The organism is Massilia sp. DD77 (genome assembly GCF_036961685.1).
In the GTDB taxonomy this organism is placed as follows: Bacteria; Pseudomonadota; Gammaproteobacteria; order Burkholderiales; family Burkholderiaceae_D; genus Telluria.
The window spans coordinates 109,227-130,199 of sequence record NZ_JBAMDH010000017.1; the positions used below are offsets into that span (position 1 = coordinate 109,227).

General features: G+C 64.4%; 22 protein-coding genes and 1 pseudogene. 12 read left to right on the plus strand and 11 right to left on the minus strand.

All coding sequences use genetic code 11. The features are described from left to right. Positions 1–50: 50 nt before the first annotated feature. Positions 51–2,306 (minus strand): hybrid sensor histidine kinase/response regulator, encoded by a 2,256-nt coding sequence (locus tag V7778_RS12290; protein ID WP_335555570.1) that lies wholly within the window; start codon positions 2,304–2,306, stop codon positions 51–53. 835 nt (positions 2,307–3,141) lie between these two features. Between V7778_RS12290 and V7778_RS12295 the strand changes: the two genes are divergently transcribed. After that, positions 3,142–3,687 (plus strand): hypothetical protein, encoded by a 546-nt coding sequence (locus V7778_RS12295; protein ID WP_335555572.1) that lies wholly within the window; start codon positions 3,142–3,144, stop codon positions 3,685–3,687. Positions 3,688–3,774: 87 nt separating this feature from the next. On the opposite strand, the gene acnA is transcribed toward V7778_RS12295, so the two are convergent. The 4 genes from acnA to V7778_RS12315 all read right to left on the minus strand — a co-directional run bounded on the left by acnA (position 3,775) and on the right by V7778_RS12315 (position 9,235). Further along, the gene (gene acnA / locus V7778_RS12300) at positions 3,775–6,483 is read right to left on the minus strand and encodes an aconitate hydratase AcnA (RefSeq protein WP_335555574.1); all 2,709 of its coding nucleotides are present in this window, start codon (positions 6,481–6,483) and stop codon (positions 3,775–3,777) included. 77 nt (positions 6,484–6,560) lie between these two features. Then, positions 6,561–7,121 (minus strand): hypothetical protein, encoded by a 561-nt coding sequence (locus V7778_RS12305; protein WP_335555576.1) that lies wholly within the window; start codon positions 7,119–7,121, stop codon positions 6,561–6,563. Next, positions 7,121–8,107 (minus strand): HpcH/HpaI aldolase/citrate lyase family protein, encoded by a 987-nt coding sequence (locus tag V7778_RS12310; protein ID WP_335555578.1) that lies wholly within the window; start codon positions 8,105–8,107, stop codon positions 7,121–7,123. The genes V7778_RS12305 and V7778_RS12310 overlap by 1 nt, the downstream gene beginning before the upstream one ends. Positions 8,108–8,245: 138 nt before the next feature. Then, positions 8,246–9,235 carry a malate dehydrogenase gene (locus V7778_RS12315; RefSeq protein WP_335555579.1) on the minus strand — a complete coding sequence of 330 codons (990 nt, stop codon included), beginning with the start codon at positions 9,233–9,235 and terminating at the stop codon, positions 8,246–8,248. 285 nt (positions 9,236–9,520) lie between these two features. Between V7778_RS12315 and V7778_RS12320 the strand changes: the two genes are divergently transcribed. The 9 genes from V7778_RS12320 to rnk all read left to right on the plus strand — a co-directional run bounded on the left by V7778_RS12320 (position 9,521) and on the right by rnk (position 16,724). Continuing rightward, positions 9,521–10,285: a GntR family transcriptional regulator gene (locus V7778_RS12320; protein ID WP_335555581.1), complete on the plus strand. Its 765-nt coding sequence runs from the start codon at positions 9,521–9,523 to the stop codon at positions 10,283–10,285. A 309-nt stretch (positions 10,286–10,594) separates the two neighbouring features. Next, positions 10,595–11,008, plus strand: coding sequence for a succinate dehydrogenase, cytochrome b556 subunit (gene sdhC / locus V7778_RS12325; protein WP_335555615.1), 414 nt, complete (start codon positions 10,595–10,597; stop codon positions 11,006–11,008). Positions 11,009–11,011: 3 nt separating this feature from the next. Beyond that, entirely contained in the window at positions 11,012–11,380 is a 369-nt protein-coding gene (gene sdhD / locus V7778_RS12330; protein ID WP_335555584.1) for a succinate dehydrogenase, hydrophobic membrane anchor protein, read from the plus strand. A gap of 2 nt (positions 11,381–11,382) precedes the next feature. After that, positions 11,383–13,161, plus strand: a complete 1,779-nt coding sequence (sdhA, locus tag V7778_RS12335; RefSeq protein ID WP_335555586.1) for a succinate dehydrogenase flavoprotein subunit — start codon at positions 11,383–11,385, stop codon at positions 13,159–13,161. Positions 13,162–13,209: 48 nt separating this feature from the next. After that, positions 13,210–13,920 carry a succinate dehydrogenase iron-sulfur subunit gene (locus V7778_RS12340; RefSeq protein WP_335555588.1) on the plus strand — a complete coding sequence of 237 codons (711 nt, stop codon included), beginning with the start codon at positions 13,210–13,212 and terminating at the stop codon, positions 13,918–13,920. 228 nt (positions 13,921–14,148) lie between these two features. Beyond that, positions 14,149–14,415 (plus strand): FAD assembly factor SdhE, encoded by a 267-nt coding sequence (locus tag V7778_RS12345; RefSeq protein ID WP_335555590.1) that lies wholly within the window; start codon positions 14,149–14,151, stop codon positions 14,413–14,415. 175 nt (positions 14,416–14,590) lie between these two features. Beyond that, on the plus strand, positions 14,591–15,892 hold the full coding sequence (gene gltA / locus V7778_RS12350; protein ID WP_335555592.1) for a citrate synthase: 1,302 nt from the start codon (positions 14,591–14,593) through the stop codon (positions 15,890–15,892). Positions 15,893–16,044: 152 nt separating this feature from the next. Further along, entirely contained in the window at positions 16,045–16,173 is a 129-nt protein-coding gene (locus tag V7778_RS12355; RefSeq protein ID WP_335555593.1) for a hypothetical protein, read from the plus strand. Between the two features lie 143 nt (positions 16,174–16,316). Continuing rightward, positions 16,317–16,724 (plus strand): nucleoside diphosphate kinase regulator, encoded by a 408-nt coding sequence (rnk, locus tag V7778_RS12360; protein ID WP_335555594.1) that lies wholly within the window; start codon positions 16,317–16,319, stop codon positions 16,722–16,724. On the opposite strand, the gene V7778_RS12365 is transcribed toward rnk, so the two are convergent. Continuing rightward, positions 16,721–17,062, minus strand: coding sequence for a hypothetical protein (locus V7778_RS12365; RefSeq protein WP_335555596.1), 342 nt, complete (start codon positions 17,060–17,062; stop codon positions 16,721–16,723). The two genes, rnk and V7778_RS12365, sit on opposite strands and share 4 nt — an antisense overlap. Before the next feature lie 149 nt (positions 17,063–17,211). Between V7778_RS12365 and V7778_RS12370 the strand changes: the two genes are divergently transcribed. Then, positions 17,212–17,703 carry a nuclear transport factor 2 family protein gene (locus tag V7778_RS12370; protein WP_335555598.1) on the plus strand — a complete coding sequence of 164 codons (492 nt, stop codon included), beginning with the start codon at positions 17,212–17,214 and terminating at the stop codon, positions 17,701–17,703. Positions 17,704–17,759: 56 nt separating this feature from the next. After that, the gene (gene gluQRS, locus V7778_RS12375) at positions 17,760–18,662 is read left to right on the plus strand and encodes a tRNA glutamyl-Q(34) synthetase GluQRS (RefSeq protein WP_335555600.1); all 903 of its coding nucleotides are present in this window, start codon (positions 17,760–17,762) and stop codon (positions 18,660–18,662) included. Positions 18,663–18,668: 6 nt separating this feature from the next. On the opposite strand, the gene V7778_RS12380 is transcribed toward gluQRS, so the two are convergent. The 5 genes and pseudogenes from V7778_RS12380 to V7778_RS12400 form a co-directional block, all read right to left on the minus strand. Further along, entirely contained in the window at positions 18,669–19,259 is a 591-nt protein-coding gene (locus V7778_RS12380) for a CHRD domain-containing protein (protein WP_335555601.1), read from the minus strand. A 175-nt stretch (positions 19,260–19,434) separates the two neighbouring features. After that, positions 19,435–19,899 (minus strand): DUF421 domain-containing protein, encoded by a 465-nt coding sequence (locus tag V7778_RS12385; RefSeq protein WP_335555603.1) that lies wholly within the window; start codon positions 19,897–19,899, stop codon positions 19,435–19,437. Positions 19,900–19,982: 83 nt separating this feature from the next. Then, positions 19,983–20,168, minus strand: coding sequence for an oxidoreductase-like domain-containing protein (locus V7778_RS12390; RefSeq protein ID WP_335555605.1), 186 nt, complete (start codon positions 20,166–20,168; stop codon positions 19,983–19,985). 161 nt (positions 20,169–20,329) lie between these two features. Further along, positions 20,330–20,713: a BlaI/MecI/CopY family transcriptional regulator gene (locus tag V7778_RS12395; RefSeq protein ID WP_335555606.1), complete on the minus strand. Its 384-nt coding sequence runs from the start codon at positions 20,711–20,713 to the stop codon at positions 20,330–20,332. Positions 20,714–20,780: 67 nt separating this feature from the next. Then, positions 20,781–20,973 (minus strand): annotated as a pseudogene (locus V7778_RS12400) (hypothetical protein); the annotation flags it as partial.

The window sequence follows — 20,973 nt, forward strand, 5'->3', positions numbered from 1 at the left end:
GGAGGGTTTTTTTCGTTGGGGACGATCGGTGCGCGGCTGACGCCCGCGCATCAGGGAGTGGCCGAAAGCGGCACCGGCTCGCGCCCGCCGGCGGACAGGATGGCGCGCCGCAGCGCCTCGAGGACGTCGCTGGCCTGGTAGGGTTTGGTCAGCAGGGTGGCTTCCGGTAGTTCGAAGTGCTCCGCGAAATACCCCGTGGCCAGTACCAAGGCGATGTGCGGGAACCGCTCGCGCACCTGCTTCGCCAGCATCACGCCATTCAGCTTTCCCGGCATCACGATATCGGTGAACAGGATATCGACCTGGTGGCCGGCTTCCAGCAGGCGCAGCGCGTCCTCGGCGTTGCGGGCGCACAGGACTTCGGCCCCGGCCTGTTCCAGGATCGGCATCACGCTGTCGCGCACCAGGCTGTCGTCCTCCACGAACAGCACCGTGGCCGCCAGGCCGGGCGAGGCCGACGCCCCGTCGCGGCCGGCAGGCAGAGCTTGGGCCACGGCGCCAGGCGCGGCGCGCGGCAGGTAGAGGCTGGCCGTGGTGCCGGCGCCGACCGCGCTCCTGAGCACCAGGGTGCCGTACGACTGGCTGGCGAAACCGTAGGCCTGTGGCAGTCCGAGCCCGCTGCCCTTGTCGACCGGCTTGGTGGTGTAGAAGGGATCGCAGGCCTTGGCCAGGACCTCGGGCGTCATGCCGGCCCCGGTGTCGGCGATCTCGATGCGGACGTACTCGCCGGCCGGGACCGGACCGTCCGCAGCGCCGTGTTCATGATGGTTCTCGACGCGGACCGTGATCAGGCCCTGGCCTTCGATGGCGTCGCGCGCGTTCAGGACCAGGTTGAGCAAGGCCAGCTCGAACTGGGTGAGGTCGATCCTCACCGCCCAGGCGCCGGACGCGATCGCGGTGTCCAGCCGGATGGCGCTGGGCAGGCTGTTCCTGAGCATGGGCAGGGCCGAGCTCACCGCCTCGTCGGCGCGCACGGTCTGCAGGTAGGCGTCCTGGGTACGGCCGAAGGCGCGCAGCTGGGCCACCAGGGCGGCGGCGCGGTCCACCGCGCGCTTGCACACGGCGATGCGGTCCGGCAGCCTGTCCGGATTCGCTTCGATGGCGATCAGCTGCAGCGCTGCGGTGAGGGTCTGCAAAACGTTGTTGAAGTCGTGCGCGACGCCGCCGGTCAGGCGCCCGAGCGCCTCGAGCTTCTGCGAATGCAGCAGGGCGCGCTGGGCCCGCTCGGTCGATTCGATCGCTTCGGCCACCCGCTTTTCCATGTTGGCGTTGGCCGCGCGCAGCTCGCCGCTGGCGCGCACCAGGGTGGTGTTCACCACGTCCAGTTCGGCGAGGCCGGAGGCGAAGGGCGTGACGGCGTCGCCGCGTCCCAGGCGCTGGGCGTCGTCGCGCAGGCGGTGGACGGGGGCCAGGATGCGTCTCAGGTAGCGCTGGGTCAGGGCCAGGGCGGCCGCCAGGATCAGGGTGAAGAGCGCGGCCAGCAGCAGCGAGGCGCGCAGCGCGGGGCCGTTCAGTTCGGCGACCGGGACACTCAGGATGATGGTCCATTCCGACATCGGCGCGCGGTAGAAGAAGGCCTTGACGCGGGTGCCGTCGAGGGACACGCCGTCATTGGTTCCCTGTTCCATGCCGGCGGCGATCTTGCGCGCCAGCTCGCCCGTGGCGCGCTTGCCGATGAACTGCTCGACGTGCAGGCTGCGCGCGATGACCGTGCCCTGCCGGTCGACGAGCGAGGTGATCCACTTGTCGGGGAATCCCTGCCGGCCCAGGAAGCGCTGCAGCTCTTTCGCTTCCATCCGGCGCGACAGGTAGTGGCGCAGTTCGCCTTGCACGAAGACCGGCGCCTGGATCGCGAATTCGTGGCGCTGGCCGAGGGCGGAGAAGAACAGGTCGGAGACCAGCGGCCGGCTTGGCCCGGCCTGCTGCCGCAACTCGAACAGGCGCCCGTTGATGGTGCGGCCGGGGGTGCCGAAGGGCAGGCGGGTATTCAGGATCTGCCGCCCCCGCAGGTCGCTCAGGCTGATCGGATTGCGGCCGTCGGCCGAGAGGGTCCTGGCGTGGCTGTAGAAGCGTCCAAGGTCGCCGTCGGCGAGGTCGGGCGAGGTGGACAGCGCCTGCAGGATGTTGGCGCTGTTGCGCAATTCGTTGTCGACCAGCTGGGCCAGCACGCGCGCGGCTTCCGACAGGCTGCGTTCCTGGGCGTCCTGCTCCTCGGCATAGACGAACCAGACCGCGATCGCGCCGGCGGCGAAGGCCGGCAGCAGGACGGAGGCGATCAGGAGGATCAGGCGGAGGCGTATGCTCATGGGGGCGATATGGCGAATCCCGGAGTATAGCCTTTCCATTTAGACATTGCGCAAAAGTCTAGTGTGTCTCTTCCTTTTGGTGTTGCAGTGAAGACGGCAAGACCTCGCCGCTCTCGGCGAGTGAGCATTCGGCAGCCGAAAACCGAGGCCATTCGCGTGAACCGAGTTCGATTCACGATGCACGTTCGAGGACTTGTCGACGAATCTGACACAGGTCGTCACGGAGCATCCCGCAGCTGAGTTAAGTGACTGAAACGGCGCTTGTTCGGCAAACTGGCTTGGATCTTGCATTCCTTCTTTGTTGAGCGGCGTTTCCCACTTCAGGAGCTGACATGATTGCGAGACCAGGGAGCCTGTACGTCATTCCATTGTGCCTATGCTTTTCCTCTGTTCTGCTGGCTCAGCCTATGGCTGGAAAAGGCCAGGATGCCGCCACGAGGAAGGCGGTGACCGATGCAATGAAGTCGTCCGGCGCCGCGAAACAGTTTGCGATCGAAGCGGACAAATCCGCGAAGGAAGCGAAAGCGTCCGCACTCGAGGTGCTTCGCGACTCCGGGCATCAAAAAGATCCGAAGAATCCCAATGGCAAGCCAGGCGATGCAACAATGTGGCCGCCTTCGCGGCCCGGCACCGGCCGGGATAGCTTGGAGGAGTTCCGGAGAACACTACCGGGGAGCGGTACTACCGGGACGACGGGCAGGGCGGACCCCGGTAAAGGCGGTACAGGGACTTCCGGCTCGACTGCCCCCGCACTCCCTTCAGCGGGAGGCGGCACCCAGGAAGGGCTCGACGACCCTTGCAAACGCAATCCGGATCTTCCTCATTGCAGGGGAGTATGAAACTCACCGAACTGAAGGAATGGACGGACGTACTGACGCCCATTGCAGGGGCCGTGGCGATCGCTGTCGGCGGCGTTTTCGCCATGGTCCAGTATCTCGATAAAAAGCACGACGACCGTGTGAAAGAGACATTGGCCTTCTTTGACCGCTACAACAGCAACCATGTACTGGAAGCCAGGACCGTGCTGGTATCGGCCTGGCTGCGGCACGCGGCCGAGTACGAGCAGGTCATCGGGTCCGCCGACAAATACTATGCGTTTACGCGGCGAGTCATTCATGACGAGAATCTTCGCCGCGAGGTCGCAGTCATTAATGATTTTTTTGCTGCACTCGATATCTGCGCGCGCAACAAAATCTGCGAGTGCGAGGTTGCACTGCTCCTGTTCCAGCCGGATGCGAGGAGTTACTACGGCTACCATTATTCATTCATTGCCGCGGAGAGAAGCCGCGCCAAGGACGACTCGATCGGCGCCGGCCTGGAATCCTTCGCGAAAATAGGCCGCGGCAAGCCGGCTGGGTCCTCGCCGGACTGCACGGACTGACGCAAACGGGGCGTGCTTGCGTAGACCATAAAAGAAAAGGGCCGGAACCCTCGCGGATTCCGGCCCTTTGAACTTCAGCAGTCCGGCTTAGGCAGCCAGCAGCTGGCGCAGCACGAACGGCAGGATGCCGCCATGCTTGTAGTAGTCGACTTCGATCGGGGTGTCGATACGCAGCAGCACCTTGACTTCCTGGGCTTCGCCGTTTTCACGGTGGATCACCAGGGTCGCCAGCTGTTGCGGCTTGATCTCGCCTTCCAGGCCCTTCAGGTCGTAGGTTTCCTTGCCGGTGATACCCAGGGACTCGACGCTGTCGTTGCCGATGAACTGCAGCGGCAGCACGCCCATGCCCACCAGGTTCGAGCGGTGGATACGCTCGAAGGAACGGCAGATGACCGCCTTCACGCCCAGCAGCTGGGTGCCCTTGGCCGCCCAGTCGCGCGAGGAACCGGTGCCGTACTCTTCGCCGCCGAAGATCATGGTCGGGGTGCCTTCCGCCACGTACTTCATTGCCGCGTCGTAGATCGACAGCTGTTCGCCCGAGGGCTGGTGGATGGTGATGCCACCCTCGACCGCCGAACCGTCCGCCTTGGCCGGGATCATCTTGTTCTTGATGCGCACGTTGGCGAAGGTGCCGCGCATCATGATCTCGTGGTTGCCGCGGCGCGAGCCGTAGGAGTTGAAATCGGCCTTCAGGACGCCATGGTCCTTTAGCCACTTGCCTGCCGGGCCGTCTTCCTTGATCGAACCGGCCGGCGAGATGTGGTCGGTGGTGATCGAGTCGCCGAACACGCCCAGTGCGCGGGCGCCGGTGATGCCGCTGGCGGCTGCCTTCGGGGTCATCTCGAAGTCGCTGAAGAACGGCGGCTCGGCGATGTAGGTCGACTCGGGCCAGTTGTACACCTGGCCTTCGGTCGACGACACGCGCTCCCACAGTTCGCCCGGGTTGCCCTTGACGTCGGCGTAGTTCTTCTTGAAGACTTCCGAGTTCATCGCGAAGCGCATCAGTTCGCCGACTTCCTGCGAGGTCGGCCAGATGTCGCCCAGGTAGACGTCGACGCCGTTGCTGTCCTTGCCGACCGGCTCGGACATCAGGTCGCGGGTCATGTTGCCGGCGATCGCGTAGGCGACGACCAGCGGCGGCGACGCCAGGAAGTTCGAGCGGATGTTCGGGTGGATACGCGCTTCGAAGTTACGGTTGCCCGACAGGACGGCCGAGGCGACGATGTCGTTCTCGACGATCGCGGCGTTCAGTTCCGGGGTCAGGTCGCCGGCATTGCCGATGCAGGTGGTGCAGCCGTAGGCGGTCACGCCGAAGCCCAGCTTTTCCAGGTAGGGCAGCAGGCCGGCGGCGGTCAGGTACTCGGTGACCACGCGCGAGCCGGGGGCCAGCGAGGACTTGATGTGCGGCGCCACGGTCAGGCCGCGCTCGACCGCCTTCTTGGCCAGGAGGCCGGCAGCCAGCAGCACGCTCGGGTTCGAGGTGTTGGTGCACGAGGTGATGGCGGCGATCAGGACGTCGCCGTTCTTCACGCGCACGCCGTTGCTGGTCTCGTAGACACGGCCCAGGTCTTCCGGCGCCTTGTTGAAGCCGTTCTGGGTGGTCGGCTTGCTGAACAGCTCGGTGAAGGTGTTCTTCACGTGGCCCAGTTCGATACGGTCTTGCGGGCGCTTCGGGCCGGCCAGCGACGGGGTCACGGTCGACAGGTCGAGTTCCAGCACGCGGGTGTAGTCGATCTCGCCTTCCTGCGGGATGCCGAACATGCCCTGGGCCTTGTAGTAGTTCTCGAAGGCAGCCAGTTCTTCTTCGGTACGGCCGGTGCCGCGGAAGTAGTCGACGGTTGCTTCGTCCACCGGGAAGAAGCCCATGGTCGCGCCGTATTCCGGGGCCATGTTGGCGATGGTCGCGCGGTCGGTGGTCGACAGCGAGCGGGTGCCTTCGCCGAAGAACTCGACGAACTTGCCCACGACTTTTTCACGGCGCAACATCTCGGTCACGGTCAGCACCAGGTCGGTCGCGGTGCAGCCTTCGCGCAGCTTGCCCTTCAGGTTGACGCCGATGACGTCCGGGGTCAGGAAGTAGACCGGCTGGCCCAGCATGCCGGCTTCCGCCTCGATGCCGCCCACGCCCCAGCCGACCACGCCGACGCCGTTGATCATGGTGGTGTGCGAATCGGTGCCCACCAGGGTGTCCGGGTAGAACACTTCGCCCTGGCGCATCACGCCGCGCGCCAGGTATTCCAGGTTGACCTGGTGGACGATGCCGAAGCCCGGCGGCACGACGCCGAAGGTGTCGAAGGCCTGCATGCCCCACTTCATGAACTGGTAGCGCTCGTTGTTGCGCTGGAATTCCAGTTTCATGTTCAGGTCGAGCGCGTTCGGTTCGCGGAAGTGGTCGATGGTGACCGAGTGGTCGACCACCAGGTCGACCGGCACCAGCGGCTCGATCTTCTTCGGATCGGCGCCGGTCTTGGCGGCGACGTTGCGCATCGCGGCCAGGTCGGCCAGCAGCGGCACGCCGGTGAAGTCCTGCAGCACGACGCGGGCGACGACGAAGGGGATCTCGTCGGTACGCTCGGCGGTCGCGCCCCAGTTGGCGAGCTGCTTGACGTGCTCTTCGGTGACCTTCTTGCCGTCGCAGTTACGCAGCACGGATTCGAGGACGATACGGATCGACACCGGCAGGCGCGACAGGTTCACACCGAGGCTGTCGGCCAGGGCCGGCAGCGAGTAGAACTGGCCCGACTGGCTGGCGCCGATCGGGAATTCCTTCAGTGTGTTCAGAGTGTTGCGAGACATAATCTCTCCTTCAGTGGGGATTTTGTTATTTCAATACCAAATAACATCGGGCGATGCGCGGCGGGCAAATGCCTGCATCAGCTTTTCTTGTCCTCGGGCGCTGCGGCCACGACAGCCGTCGCCTGTTGGGCGTTCTTGCATTCGTTGGCCAGCTGGCGGTTCAGCTTCGAATCCAGCAGGATGCCCTTGGCGGGAATGCCGATCCAGATCAGGCCGTAGTGCGGGTTCTCGAAACGCAGGGCGCCGGTGGTCGTGCCCACGCGCTCAAGGCGGTGCAGGCGCTTCTTCCAGCGCAGGGCGATGTGGCTGTCGTCCTTTTCGTTCGTGTAGATCGTGATCTTGTTGTTCAGTTCACAAGCGTAGTCGGTGACGACGGTGTCGGTGATGTCCGGCTCGGCCACCTCGGGGCTGAGCGGATCGGCCGCGGCGGCAGTGGCTGCGGCGGCAGTGGCTGCGGCTGCGGCTGCACCGGCCTTGGCCTTCTTGGACCTCGACTTGGCTTGCTTGGCCTGCGCCTTCAGCACGTCTTCCGCCTTCGGATGTTTTTCGGCGGGGGCGGAGACGGCCGGCGCGCACACGCCGGCGGCCGCCAGCGCGAACGCGCAGGCGGCGAGGAGTTTGGACAGGTGGGTGGACATCAGGAGGCTTCCGGTTGGTTGACGATTGCCGCGGCGGCTTCCGGCAGGCCAAGGCCGGCCAGCTTCGCGCGCTGCAAAACGGTCCAATAATATCGGTAGCTCGCGCGGTCGTGCAAGCGGCCGTGATGGGCGATCGGTCCCCAGCCGGCGGCCATCGCCTCGCCGAGGATGTTGGTGGCTTCGTTCACTTCCGACAAGCGCGGGGTGAAGGCCTTGAGGATCGCCTTGATCTGGTCCGGGTGGATGCTCCACATGCGGGTAAAGCCGAATTCGGCGGCCGCGCGCTGGGCGTCGTTGGCGACGGTGGCGCTGTCCTTGATGTCGGTGGTCACGTTGTGCGACGGGACCTTGCCATGGGCGTGGCAGGCGGCCGCGATCTCGAGCTTGGCGCGCACCACCAGCGGGTGGGTGAACTGGCCGGGCGTACGCATGGCGGCGGCCGGAATCGCGCCGTAGTGCGCGGACACGAAGTCCATGATGCCGAAGGACAGGGATTCGACCTGGGGCAGGGCGGCGATGTCGTAGGCCTCGCGCAGGGCGCCGTGGGTCTCGATCAGAACGTGTACCGGCAATTCCGCCCGTGCAGGGCCGGCGTGCTGGTTGATCAGGTCGATCGCGCGCGCCACTTCCATCGCGCTGCTCACCTTGGGCAGCATCACGTAGGCCAGGCGCGCGGCCGCGCCGCCGACGATGGCGGCGACGTCGTTGGCGAAGTGGGGGCTGGCCGGCTCGTGGACGCGGGCGCCGATGCGGTTGAAGCGGTTGTCTTCGCTATTGAGCAGCGCGGCCACCAGGGCGGCATGCTCGGCTTCGCTGCCGGCGGCGGCGCCGTCCTCGCAGTCGAAGGTGATGTCGAAGACCGGCCCAAGCTCTTGTTGCAGGGCCATCGATTTGCGCATCAGCTTCTCCGAGCCGGCGTAGTGATCGCAGGCGGGGAGGAGGAGCGGCTGGCGTTTGCCCTGGAATAAAACCTCGGAAGGGTGCATAGGGTGTTCAGTCGAAGCGGGAGTAGCCGTGCCGCCAGGGGCGGCGGCACAAGCCGAATTCGCCGCGCCGCCTGGAGAGGCGGCACGGCGTGTGCGGCGGACGGACGGCTCGGCCGGCTCCATCGACCGCAAGCTGCCTTAGGCCAGCAGGTGCGCCACGCCTTCACGCTCTTCGGTCAGTTCCTTCAGCGTGAGGTTGATGCGCTCTTGCGAGAACTCGTCGATCTCCAGGCCCTGGACGATCTTGTATTCGCCGTTTTCGACGGTGACCGGGAAGCCGAACATGGTGTCCTTCGGGATGCCGTACGAACCGTCCGACGGGATGCCCATGGTGGTCCACTTGCCGGCGGTGCCGAGGTGCCAGTCGTGCATGTGGTCGATGGCGGCGTTGGCTGCCGACGCTGCCGACGACAAGCCGCGCGCTTCGATGATGGCGGCGCCGCGCTTGCCGACGGTCGGCAGGAAGGTGTCGCGGTTCCAGGCGTCGTCGTTGATCATGTCCTTGACCGACTGGCCGTCGACGGTCGCGAAGCGGTAGTCGGCGTACATGGTCGGCGAGTGGTTGCCCCACACGGCCATCTTCTCGATCGACGACACCGGCTTGCCGGTCTTGGCGGCCACTTGCGACAGGGCGCGGTTGTGGTCCAGGCGCAGCATGGCGGTGAAGTTCTTGGCCGGCAGGCTAGGGGCCGACTTCATGGCGATGTAGGCATTGGTGTTGGCCGGGTTGCCGACCACCAGCACCTTGACGTTGCGCGAAGCAACGGCGTCCAGCGCCTTGCCTTGCACGGTGAAGATCTGGGCGTTGGCTTCCAGCAGGTCCTTGCGTTCCATGCCCGGGCCGCGCGGACGGGCGCCGACCAGCAGGGCGAAGTCTGCGTCCTTGAAGGCGGTCATCGGGTCCGCATGGGCGGTCATGCCGGCCAGCAGCGGGAATGCGCAGTCGTCGATTTCCATCATGACGCCCTTGAGCGCCTTCTGTGCTTTTTCGTTGTCGATTTCCAGCAGCTGCAGGATGACCGGCTGGTCCTTGCCCAGCATGTCGCCGTTGGCGATGCGGAACAGCAGGGAATAGCCGATCTGGCCGGCCGCGCCGGTAACGGCAACGCGCATTGGGGTTTTAGCCATGATGAATCTCCAAAGTGGGAATGAAAACGGTCAGTGCCTGGGCCGATGCCGAGGATACGCCTGTTAGGAAAAACTGCAATGATACCAAAAGCGCCATTCTCGGTTCTAGCGGTGAAGCGGGTGTCGCGCGCGTGCAATAAGAGCAAGAACGGATGCCCGGTCGACCGCGAGTGTACTCCTCTGCCGTTCCATCAGTCAATTCATATCATATGTCTTATATAAGACACATGTGTTAGAGGGTTTCACACTGGACGGTATTGCACTTTTGTGGTGAAATCGTGGTCTATGAATCCCGTCCCGTCCAACCAGGCCAGCGAACCCGCCGGCAGCGCGTCCCCCTCGTTCCGGCCGCTCTACCAGCAGATCAAGGCCCTGATCACCCAAAGCCTGCAATCGGGCGAATGGAAGCCGGGCGAGCTGATGCCCAGCGAGGTCGAACTGGCGGGGCGCTTCAAGGTCAGCCAGGGCACCGTGCGCAAGGCCATCGACGAGCTGGCCGCCGAGAACCTGGTGGTGCGCCGCCAGGGCAAGGGCACCTTTGTCGCCACCCACGCCGAGGAGCGCGCCCACTTCCGCTTCCTGCGCCTGATGCCCGACGAGGGCCTGCCCCAGCATTCCGACAGCCGCTTCGTCGAGGTCAAGCGCATCCGCGCGCCGGCCGAGGTGGCGCGCCTGCTCGAACTGAAATCCGGCGACGCGGTCGTGTACATCAAGCGTGTCCTGTCCTTCGAGGGCCAGCCGACCATCCTGGAAGAACTGTGGCTGCCGGGCCAGCTGTTCAAGGGCCTGAGCGCCGAGCGCCTGGTGGAATACAAGGGGCCGATGTACGGCCTGTTCGAATCCGAATTCGGCACGCGCATGATCCGCGCCACCGAGAAGATCCGCGCGGTCGTGGCCGACGCCTCGGCCAGCGAATTCCTCAAGGTGGACGAAGGCACGCCGCTGCTGTGCGCGGAGCGGGTCTCGTTCACCTATGGCGACAAGGCGGTGGAACTGCGGCGCGGGCTGTATTCGACGGCGAATCATCACTACCTGAGCGAACTTTCGTGAGAATGCATCGCAGGGTGGGCGGGTCTCCCGCCCACCCTGCGTGAGACCGTAGAAATAATGACAAACCGGCTTCTTGCCAACGCAGGAAGCCGGTTTGCAGTTGCAGCATTCCAGCGCCGCATGCTGCAGCGATCGCCTGATGCGATTAAAATATGTTGGTTTTGGGTAAGCGACGGACATGACCCGGTTCGACGCAAGCTGACCCGCAATGCTGCACGGCAGCTTGTTGGACCCGGCTACAAAATCGGAGAAAATGAAGGGTTCACTAAAAATTTGTCGTCATAAGGGAGGTGTTGTATGTCCGAAGCCGTGAAAGAAGCTGCAAAAAAAGGGCGGCCGGAGTTCCGCAATATTGGCATTAGCGATATTACTGGCAAATATCGCATGCCGCCGTCGGCCGTCGTGTCGATCCTGCACCGCATCAGCGGCGCCGGGTTGTTCCTGATGCTGCCGTTCCTGCTGTACCTGCTGCAGGAAAGCCTGCTGTCGGAGACCTCGTTCGAGCACTTCCGCGGCATCATGAGCAACGTGTTCGTCAAGATCATCCTGCTGGGCCTGTCCTGGGCCTACCTGCACCACTTCACCGCCGGCGTTCGCCACCTGTTCATGGACAACCACCTTGCCCTGGACAAGGACGCCGCGCAAAAGACCGCACGCTGGGTGCTGGTCGTGAGCCTGGCCCTGACCGCGCTGGTCGGCCTGAAACTGTTCGGAGTGTTCTAAACCATGGCAACCAAGAATAACATCGGCCCGCGCCGCCTCGTCGTCGGCGCCCACTATGGCGTCAAGGACTGGCTGGCGCAGCGCGTCACCGCCATCGTCATGGCTGTCTACACCGTCATCCTGCTGGTCATGTTCCTGACCGGCCAGAACTTCAGCTACGAAGGCTGGGCCGGCCTGTTCGCGCGCCAGTGGTTCAAGCTGTTCTCGCTGGTGACCTTCCTCGGCCTGTTCTACCACGCCTGGGTCGGCATCCGTGACATCTGGATGGACTACATCAAATCGGCAGGCCTGCGCCTGATGCTGCAACTGGCGACCATCTTCTGGCTGCTCGCCTGCGCCGCGTGGACTGTGCAAATTCTCTGGAGCGTGTAATCGTGGCAGCAATCAAACCTGCAATTCCTACCCGTCGTTTTGACGCGGTCATCGTTGGCGCCGGCGGTTCCGGCATGCGCGCATCGCTGCAACTGGCCGAAGCCGGCCTGAACGTGGCGGTGCTGTCGAAAGTGTTCCCGACCCGTTCCCACACCGTGGCGGCCCAGGGCGGCATCGGCGCCTCGCTCGGCAACATGAGCGAAGACGACTGGTACTGGCACATGTTCGACACCGTCAAGGGCGGCGACTACCTCGGCGACCAGGATGCGATCGAATTCATGTGCCGCGAAGCCCCGAAGGTCGTGTACGAGCTCGAACACTTCGGCATGCCTTTCGACCGTAACCCGGACGGCACCATCTACCAGCGTCCGTTCGGCGGCCACACCGCGAACTTCGGCGAGAAGCCGGTCCAGCGCGCCTGCGCCGCGGCCGACCGTACCGGCCACGCCCTGCTGCACACGCTGTACCAGCGCAATGTCCGCGCGCGCACCCACTTCTTCGTCGAGTGGATGGCCCTCGACTTGATCCGCGACGCCGAAGGCGACGTGGTCGGAGTGCTGGCCCTGGAAATGGAAACCGGCGACACCATGATCCTGGAAGCGAAGACCACCATCTTCGCCACCGGCGGCGCAGGCCGCATCTTCGCCGCATCGACCAACGCCTTCATCAACACCGGCGACGGCATGGGCATGGCGGCGCGCGCCGGCCTGCCGCTGCAGGACATGGAGTTCTGGCAGTTCCACCCGACCGGCGTGTCCGGCGCGGGCGTCCTGATCACCGAGGGCGTGCGCGGCGAGGGCGGTATCCTGATCAACTCCAACGGCGAACGCTTCATGGAGCGCTACGCGCCGACCCTGAAGGACCTGGCGCCGCGCGACTTCGTCTCGCGCTCGATGGACCAGGAGATCAAGGAAGGCCGCGGCTGCGGTCCGAACAAGGACCACGTCCTGCTGGACCTGCGCCACATCGGCGCCGACACCATCAAGAAGCGCCTGCCTTCGATTCTCGAAATCGGCCACAAGTTCGCCAACGTCGACGCCACCAAGGAACCGATCCCGGTCGTTCCGACCATCCACTACCAGATGGGCGGCATCCCGACCAACATCCACGGTCAAGTTGTGGCGCCTGACGGCTCTGGAGGTCAAAAGATTGTCGGCGGCCTGTACGCGATCGGCGAATGCGCTTGCGTCTCGGTCCACGGCGCCAACCGCCTGGGCACCAATTCGCTGCTCGACCTGGTGGTCTTCGGCCGCGCGGCCGGCAACCACGTGGTCGCCTCGAACCTGAAGCAGAAGCTGAACAAGCCGCTGCCGAAGGACGCCGCCGACTTCGCCCTGGAGCGCCTGAACCGCCTGGAAACCTCCACCGGCGGTGAGAAGGTCCAGCACGTGGCCAACGACATCCGCGCCGCCATGCAGAAGTACTGCGGCGTGTTCCGTACCGACGCACTGCTGAACCAGGGCGTGACGGAAATCATGAAGCTCGACGAGCGCCGCAAGCACGTGTCCTTCCAGGACAAGTCGAAGGTGTTCAACACCGCCCGCGTCGAAGCGCTGGAACTGGACAACCTGATCGAGACCGCGAAGGCGACCATCGTCTCGGCCGCGGCGCGCAAGGAATCGCGCGGCGCCCACGCCCACAGCGATTACGAGAAGCGCGACGACGACAACTGGATGAAGCACACCCTCTGGTTCTCGGAGAACAACCGCCTCGAGTACAAGGCTGTGGTCACCAAGCCGCTGACCGTCGAGACCTTCAAGCCGAAGGCACGTACTTTCTAATATTGACGAAACCGGGGCAGGGCCCCGGTTTAGAAGACAGGTAAAAACATGGCACGCACCGTCCAACTGAAGATTTACCGCTACGATCCGGACAAGGATACGAAGCCTTACATGCAAGACGTGACCGTCGAGCTGCAAGACACCGACAAGATGCTGCTCGACGTCCTGCAGCGCATCAAGTCCGACGTCGATGACTCGCTGGCCCTGCGCCGCTCCTGCCGCGAAGGCGTGTGCGGTTCGGACGCAATGAACATCAACGGCAAGAACGGCCTGGCCTGCACCACCAACCTGAACGAACTGAGCCAGCCGATCGTGCTGCGCCCGCTGCCGGGCCTGCCGGTCATCCGCGACCTGATCGTGGACATGACCCAGTTCTTCAAGCAATACCACTCGATCAAGCCCTACCTGATCAACGACTCGATCAAGCCGGAAAAAGAGCGCCTGCAGACCCCGGAAGAGCGTGAAGAGCTCGACGGCCTGTACGAGTGCATCCTGTGCGCCTGCTGCTCGACTTCCTGCCCGTCGTTCTGGTGGAACCCGGACAAGTTCGTCGGCCCGGCCGGCCTGCTGCAGGCCTACCGCTTCATCGCCGACTCGCGCGACGAAGCCACCGCCGAGCGCCTGGACAACCTGGAAGACCCGTACCGCCTGTTCCGCTGCCACTCGATCATGAACTGCACGGACGTGTGCCCGAAGGGCCTGAATCCGAACAAGGCGATCGGCAAGATCAAGGAATTGCTGGTTCGCCGCGCGATCTAAGGTCGGATTCGTCCGAACAATCGTCACGATTGTTCGAGCGGTAGTTGAACGCGTTGGCGGCAGAGCCGCCAACCCTACCTAGGGCCGGCAGCTTGCCTGCCGACGCGTTCAACAAACGCCGGCAAACTACGGTATTTCCCCGTAAAGATGCCGCAAATACAGTAAAAGTACCGTACTGCCAATTCCCGGCAGCCGGAGTATAGTGTTGACCCAACAACGGACTCTAGTGTGAAAACGCATCAATCCGACCCAGCCAACCGTGCCCGCCTGCGTTGGCGCGCACGCCGGGGCTTGCTCGAGAACGATCTGATACTCACGCGCTTCCTGGACGCACACGAAGCGGACCTGAGCGACGAGGACGTCGATGCGCTGACCCGTTTGCTGGACCTGGCGGACAACCCGCTGATGGACCTGCTGCTGGCCCGCGCCGAGCCCGAAGGCGAGGTCGACCTGCCGCATGTGCGCGCCCTGTTGACGCGCTTGCGGCAAGCGTGAGCGACGCGCAGGGAACGATAAACCGTCGCGAGCGGCAGCAATGTCGGCAGAGAAGCGCAGTCGTACGCTAGTACGGCGAGCATCGCAGGCCGGCAGTGCAACGCGCAGCAGGTTTAGCGGGTCCTGAGGTTTCGTTTTAATTTTGTAGACTCTCACTCCCATAGAAGGAAGTGCCATGAACATCTCTGATACCAAAGCCACCCTGTCGTTCTCGGACGGCAGCCCGTCGGTCGACATGCCGATCTACAAGGGCACCATCGGCCCGGACGTTATCGACATCCGCAAGCTGTACGGCCAGACCGGCAAGTTCACCTACGATCCTGGCTTCATGTCGACCGCAGCATGTAACTCGAGCATCACCTACATCGACGGTGACAAGGGCGAGCTGCTGTACCGCGGCTTCCCGATCGAGCAACTGGCCGTCAACTGCGACTTCCTGGAAACCTGCTACCTGCTGCTGAACGGCGAACTGCCGAACGCCGAGCAGAAGAAAAAGTTCGACGAGACCGTGACCAAGCACACCATGGTGCACGAGCAGATGAACTTCTTCTTCCGTGGCTTCCGCCGCGACGCGCACCCGATGTCGGTCCTGGTCGGCACCGTCGGCGCACTGGCCTCGTTCTACCACGACTCGCTGGACATCAACGACGCCAAGCAGCGCGAGATCTCGGCGATCCGCCTGATCGCCAAGCTGCCGACCCTGGTCGCCATGGCCTACAAGTACTCGATCGGCCAGCCGTTCATGTACCCGCGCAACGACCTGTCGTACAGCGCGAACTTCATGCACATGATGTTCGCCAACCCGTGCGAAGAGTACAAGGTCAACGACGTGCTGGTGCGCGCCCTGGACCGCATCCTGATCCTGCACGCGGACCACGAGCAGAACGCATCGACCTCGACCGTCCGCCTGGCCGGTTCGTCGGGCGCCAACCCGTTCGCCTGTATCGCTGCCGGTATCGCCTGCCTGTGGGGCCCGGCGCACGGCGGCGCGAACGAAGCCGCACTGACCATGCTGAAGGAAATCGGCTCGGTCGAGAACATCCCGGCCTTCATCGAAAAGGTCAAGGACAAGAACTCGGGCGTCAAGCTGATGGGCTTCGGTCACCGCGTGTACAAGAACTTCGACCCGCGCGCCAAGCTGATGCGCGAAACCTGCCACGAAGTGCTGGAAGAGCTGGGCCTGCAGGACGACCCGCTGTTCAAGCTGGCCATGGAACTCGAGCGCATCGCGCTGGAAGACGAATACTTCGTGTCGCGCAAGCTGTACCCGAACGTCGACTTCTACTCCGGCATCGTGCAGTCGGCCCTGGGTATCCCGGTCTCGCTGTTCACCGGTATCTTCGCAATGGCCCGTACCATCGGCTGGATTGCCCAGTGGAACGAGATGATCGCCGATCCGGAACAGAAGATCGGCCGTCCACGCCAGCTGTTCGTGGGCTCGCCGGTGCGCGACGTGCCGACGATCGACAAGCGCTGATTTCGCATCGCTGCGTAAAGGAAAGCGGGCTGCGGCCCGCTTTTTTTATTGGTACGACCGGTGGGTAACCCGTGGTGGTAAATTCGACACGACAAATTGTATAAATGTGTCTCGGGCGTTGACGTGCCTGTCACAAAAGTTATACTCCTCACATGATCCACGCACACCGCACCATGACGCGCCACGCCTTCCGCCTTATCGGCGGCCGCGCCGCCGCGCCCGTCATTTGCGCGGTGCAGTGCACGCGCTATCCCGCGCGCAATCTCGCCTGGCTTTCCTAGGCTCGGCGAGGAAGCAGGCGGGGCCCACCCCGCCATCCGCCTTCCTCCCGAGCGACCTCCATCACATCGCCATCGGCGCCTGAGCGCCGGTGTACCCTTTTGTCGATGGCCGCCGGAGAGCGGCCGCTAATTGGAGTTAGAACATGAAACCGTCCATTACTATTTCCTGGCTCGACCTGGAGCGCCTGGAGCGCGTGCTCGACCGACTGCCTGCGGCGCAGGCCAACGCCCGCGATGCGCTGCTCGATGAACTCGGCCGTGCCGAGATGGTCGAACCCTGGGACATGCCGCCCGATGTCGTCACCATGAACTCGCGTGTGCGTTTCAGCTTCGACCACACCGAGGAAGAAGTCACGCTGACGCTCACCTATCCGAAGGACATGACCGACAGCGGCGAGCAGCTATCGGTGCTGACGCCGGTCGGCACCGCGCTCCTGGGCCTGCGAATCGGCGACAGCATCGCCTGGGAAAGGCCGGACGGCGGCGAGTTCCGGGTCACCGTGCGTGGTATCGAATACCAGCCGGAGCGCGCGGGCGAACTGCATCGCTAGAATTGGCACTTGCCGCGGGCGCCGGCAACAAGAATGAAGGGCAGGGCGAGGTAGCCGCTGAGGAAGAAGGTGGGTTGGCGCTTGAGCCCGTCCTCGTGCAGGCAGTTGGGCACCTTGGCTTCGCGGAACTGACGCTCGAAGGCGGCAGGTGCGTCGCGACCGAACGTCGCCTTCGGCTTGTCCTCCGGCGTTCCGGCATGCTCGGCCAGCGCGGCCCGCAGCGCCTGCTCAAGCGCAGGGGAGCGCGCCGCCGCGCGGATCTCCGCCGCGCTTGGCGATGCAGCAACAGGCGGCTGCGCGTGGCCGGGCTGCGCCAGGACCAGCATGTTCAAGCTCATCGTTAATGCTCGTTTCATCGCCCGTCCAGGAAGTCACGATATTGGCAAATGTACACCACGCACATTGCCGACATCGAACTTGCACATTTTGTTACATTTCAATGTGTACAATGCACCCGCCTCTATTCCACCCACATAAAAAGGACACCATGAAGCGCTTCCTGACCGCCTGTTTCCTGTTCCTCGGCCTGTTCGGCCACGCCCATGCCGAGACCGATCCGGCCCTGGTGCGCCAGGTCAACGCCTTCGTCGACGAATGGCACGAGGACGCCGCCAACGCGCGCATGGCGTATTTCGACAAGATGGCGAAGGAAGGCGTCTACATCGGCACCGACCGCAGCGAACTGTGGAAGCGCGACGAATTCAAGGCCTGGGCCAGGAAGTATTTCGAGCGCAAGTCGGCCTGGAGCTTCAAGGCCACGCGCCGCAATGTGTATGCCTCGGCGGATGCGTCGATCATCTGGTTCGACGAATTGCTCGACACGCCGAACATGGGCCCGTGCATGGCCAGCGGCGTGATCCGCAAGACAAGGAAAGGCTTCGAGATCCTGCACTACCAGCTGTCGATGGCGGTGCCGAACGAGGTCAACGGCCAGGTCAAGAAACTGATCGACGAGAGCGCGAAGAAGGCGACGCCTTGAATCCTCGCCTGTGCTAAGGTAGCCGCCTTCCCGAATCGCGAACAAGTCATCCAGCAGTGAGTACACCCTATATCGGCCGCTTCGCCCCGTCGCCTACCGGCCCGCTGCACGCGGGTTCGCTGGTGGCGGCGGTGGCCAGCTATCTCGACGCGCGTGTCCACCACGGCAGCTGGCTGGTGCGCATCGAGGACATCGACGAAGGCCGCAGCGTGCCCGGCGCGGGCGAGGGCATCCTGGCGCTCCTCGAGGCGCTGGGCATGCATGCGGACGGCGAAATCGTCTGGCAGAGCCGGCGCAAGCATCTCTACCAGGCGGCGGCCGAGCGCATCGCGCTGCACACCTATCCCTGCGGCTGCAACCGGCGCGAGATCGCCGATTCGCGCCTGGGCTTCGCGCCGGACGGCGCCGCCATCTATCCGGGCACCTGCCGCTACGGCCTGGCCGAAGGGCGCGGCATGCGCAGCCTGCGCCTGCGCGTACCCGATGCGGGCTTCGATACCATCAGCTTCACCGACCGCTTCACCGGCGAGATCACCCAGCACCTGTCACGCGAGTCGGGCGACTTCGTCCTGAAGCGCGCCGACGGCTTCTGGGCCTACCAGCTCGCGGTGGTGGTGGACGATGCCGAGCAAGGCGTCACCGATGTGGTGCGCGGCGCCGATCTGCTCGACTCCACGCCGCGCCAGATCTTCCTGCAGCGCGTGCTGGACGTGCCGACACCGCGCTACCTGCACGTGCCGGTGGTGCGCAACGACCATGGCGAGAAACTGTCCAAGCAGACCGGCGCCCTGGCCGTGAGCGCCGGCGACGAGGCGAACGCTGTCGCCGCGCTGTTGCAGACAGCGCGTTTCCTGGACCTCGGCATCGAGCGGGCCGAGTCGCTCGATGCCTTCTGGCGTGCGGCGGTCCCGGCCTGGGGCCAGGTGCTCGCACGCCATCCGGGCGCTTCGCTGGGCTAGCCGAAGCTAGCTGGCCTGGCCCATGCGGCGGCGTGCGATCGCTCCCACGCCCAGCAGCCCGACACCCAGCATCGCCCATGATCCGGGTTCGGGTATGGGAGCCGCCACCATGAAGCCGCGGATCTCGCCGCCCGGATACTGGGTGGTGTGGATGTTCAGGTAGGCCGTGTTCTCGCCCAGTGCATCGAGCAGGGCGGCGCTGGCGCCTGCCGCCGTCCCGCCGAAGGCCGTCAGGAAGGCGGGGTCATACACTGCCGGGTCGGCCAGGTCGAAGGTCTGGCTATAGTTGCCCGAGGTGACCCCGGTCGGAAAACCGAACAGCGGGATCGCCACTCCGGCCGTGCCCGTCAGGCTCTCGACCGTGCAGCAATGGATATGGGCCATGGTGGTGCCGCTCACCAGGTCGGTGAAGGGAATGTCCGCGCTCAGGATCATGCCGTCGAGTTCGAAGCTGGCAATGCTGTAGCCGGGTGAGGGATTCGGCGTCGCTTCGGCCGGCCCGCTCGAGACGGCGCGGTAGAAGTCGACTGCCAGTGCGGAGGGTGCAAGTGCGAGCGTGGACGCGGCCAGCGCCAACGCGGACAAGACTTTCTTCATGGTATACCTCCTGATTAGGAAAGAAACCAACGCAGCGCTCCCGCGAGGAAGGCTGGTGAAAAAAGTAGCACAGGCATACCGGCGCGGCCACACGGTACTGAGGGGCAAAGGAAATCCAGCACACATTCCCCGTTAGGAATGTGCCCTTGGAATCAGAAGAAGTCGCCGGCTGCCGCTATTGCGGATTACGCAGGATGGTGATTTCGCCGTCCGCCTCGAGGAAAGCACATTTCATTTCCGAGCGCGGGCAGTCGTGCTCGCGCAACGCTTCCTCCACGTCGCCATCCGATAAGCGGCATTCGCGCATGACTTTTTCAAAGAAGACACCGTCGCGGCCGACCAGCACGGCGCTCCCGTCCACCAGCTTGGATATGGTCTTGCTGCGCGTGGTACTCACCGCGATCACGGCGTTGATGGCGACCAGGGTCGCGGCGCAGATCAGCCCGCCGACCAGCGACTGGTCGCCGCCCGACAGCGAATTCGACACCGCTTCGGACAGCAGCATCACGACGAGCAGGTCGAACGGTGTGAACTGGCCCACCGTGCGGCGCCCCGACAGGCGCACCATGACCAGCAGGAGCAGGTAGACCGCCAGGCCCCGTACGACAAATTCCCACCAAGGAAGTTCCATGTCAAACATATGATCTCCGCTTGCGCCACCGTTGAGCCAATTGTAATGAATTTGCCAACGCGGCGATTTCAAGCGTGCGAGCCGGACCCGCATCAGCGCCGACGCGCTGGCCCCGGCGCAGTGGCCCGGGCCGCCAGCGCGGCCTCGTAGGCGGCCAGCTCCTTTTCGTAGCGCGCCAGCGCCTCTTCATACAGGTCGAAGACGCAGGGCACGCAGCCGCTGCGGCAGCAATCCTCCAGCTCGGGCTGGCTTGGCGGGACGGGACGCTTGAGCTCCATGCTTAGAACCTATCCCAGTAGGCGGTACTCGCTCCTGGCGCGCCTGGCAAGCGCAGGCGGCGTTGCTCGTCGTTGTGTGGCCAGCCACACTGCCTCCTCGCGCCTTGCCTGCACTTCCCATGCATCGCCATGAGCTTCCTCCCGCCTAATGGAATAGGTTTTTACTTCTCGCGCTTGAGCAGCTCCTGGATTTCCTCGCGCTCTTTCTTGCTGACATGGCCGCCACGCAGGGCGGCGAGCACGAGTTCCTTGCCGGAACCGGCGAAGGCCTTGTGGATCAGCTCCTTGATCAGGCTGGTCTGCAGGCTGTCCTGCGGCTGGGCGGGGGCATAGATGTGGGCGCGCGCGCTTTCGTCGCGCTGCAACAAGCCCTTGGCATGCATGACCTGCAGCAGGCGCAGCACGTTGGCATAGCCCATGTCGGGCCGCGTGGCGGTCGCGGCCTCGTGGACCTGGCGCGCCGTGGCCGGGCCGAGCTGCCACAGCAGGCGCAGCATCTCGAGCTCGGACGGGGTGGGTTTGGGTGGGGCTTCGGGGGCGCTCATGCATCTAGATTAAATGATCTAGATTCCAAAGTCCATCCGGTCCCTCGAAGCCCGCCCGCGGAGGCGCTCAATGCGAGCGGCGGTACTCGCGCAGGCGGAACTGCATCCGGCCCGCCCTGCGTTCGCAGATACCGGTCATGGTCTCGCCCGCCGCGGGCGACCAGGTGAGCCTGCTGCCGGACGCTTTGTCGGCGCAGGCCGCATGGGCCGCGTCCGGCACCTCGGGCGGAGGCGGCGGGGAGGGCGGCGCAGGCGGCGCC

What these genes read in the sequence shown, in the direction of transcription:
- V7778_RS12380 (WP_335555601.1), bottom strand. Translation starts at nt 19,259, where the DNA reads ATGAAGAAAGTCTTGTCCGCGTTGGCGCTGGCCGCGTCCACGCTCGCA.
- V7778_RS12365 (WP_335555596.1), bottom strand. Translation starts at nt 17,062, where the DNA reads ATGAGCTTGAACATGCTGGTCCTGGCGCAGCCCGGCCACGCGCAGCCG.
- acnA (WP_335555574.1), bottom strand. Translation starts at nt 6,483, where the DNA reads ATGTCTCGCAACACTCTGAACACACTGAAGGAATTCCCGATCGGCGCC.
- V7778_RS12390 (WP_335555605.1), bottom strand. Translation starts at nt 20,168, where the DNA reads ATGGAGCTCAAGCGTCCCGTCCCGCCAAGCCAGCCCGAGCTGGAGGAT.
- V7778_RS12320 (WP_335555581.1), top strand. Translation starts at nt 9,521, where the DNA reads ATGAATCCCGTCCCGTCCAACCAGGCCAGCGAACCCGCCGGCAGCGCG.
- rnk (WP_335555594.1), top strand. Translation starts at nt 16,317, where the DNA reads ATGAAACCGTCCATTACTATTTCCTGGCTCGACCTGGAGCGCCTGGAG.
- V7778_RS12340 (WP_335555588.1), top strand. Translation starts at nt 13,210, where the DNA reads ATGGCACGCACCGTCCAACTGAAGATTTACCGCTACGATCCGGACAAG.
- V7778_RS12355 (WP_335555593.1), top strand. Translation starts at nt 16,045, where the DNA reads ATGATCCACGCACACCGCACCATGACGCGCCACGCCTTCCGCCTTATC.
- sdhD (WP_335555584.1), top strand. Translation starts at nt 11,012, where the DNA reads ATGGCAACCAAGAATAACATCGGCCCGCGCCGCCTCGTCGTCGGCGCC.
- V7778_RS12395 (WP_335555606.1), bottom strand. Translation starts at nt 20,713, where the DNA reads ATGAGCGCCCCCGAAGCCCCACCCAAACCCACCCCGTCCGAGCTCGAG.
- V7778_RS12295 (WP_335555572.1), top strand. Translation starts at nt 3,142, where the DNA reads ATGAAACTCACCGAACTGAAGGAATGGACGGACGTACTGACGCCCATT.
- V7778_RS12385 (WP_335555603.1), bottom strand. Translation starts at nt 19,899, where the DNA reads ATGTTTGACATGGAACTTCCTTGGTGGGAATTTGTCGTACGGGGCCTG.
- V7778_RS12370 (WP_335555598.1), top strand. Translation starts at nt 17,212, where the DNA reads ATGAAGCGCTTCCTGACCGCCTGTTTCCTGTTCCTCGGCCTGTTCGGC.
- V7778_RS12290 (WP_335555570.1), bottom strand. Translation starts at nt 2,306, where the DNA reads ATGAGCATACGCCTCCGCCTGATCCTCCTGATCGCCTCCGTCCTGCTG.
- V7778_RS12310 (WP_335555578.1), bottom strand. Translation starts at nt 8,107, where the DNA reads ATGCACCCTTCCGAGGTTTTATTCCAGGGCAAACGCCAGCCGCTCCTC.
- gltA (WP_335555592.1), top strand. Translation starts at nt 14,591, where the DNA reads ATGAACATCTCTGATACCAAAGCCACCCTGTCGTTCTCGGACGGCAGC.
- V7778_RS12315 (WP_335555579.1), bottom strand. Translation starts at nt 9,235, where the DNA reads ATGGCTAAAACCCCAATGCGCGTTGCCGTTACCGGCGCGGCCGGCCAG.
- V7778_RS12305 (WP_335555576.1), bottom strand. Translation starts at nt 7,121, where the DNA reads ATGTCCACCCACCTGTCCAAACTCCTCGCCGCCTGCGCGTTCGCGCTG.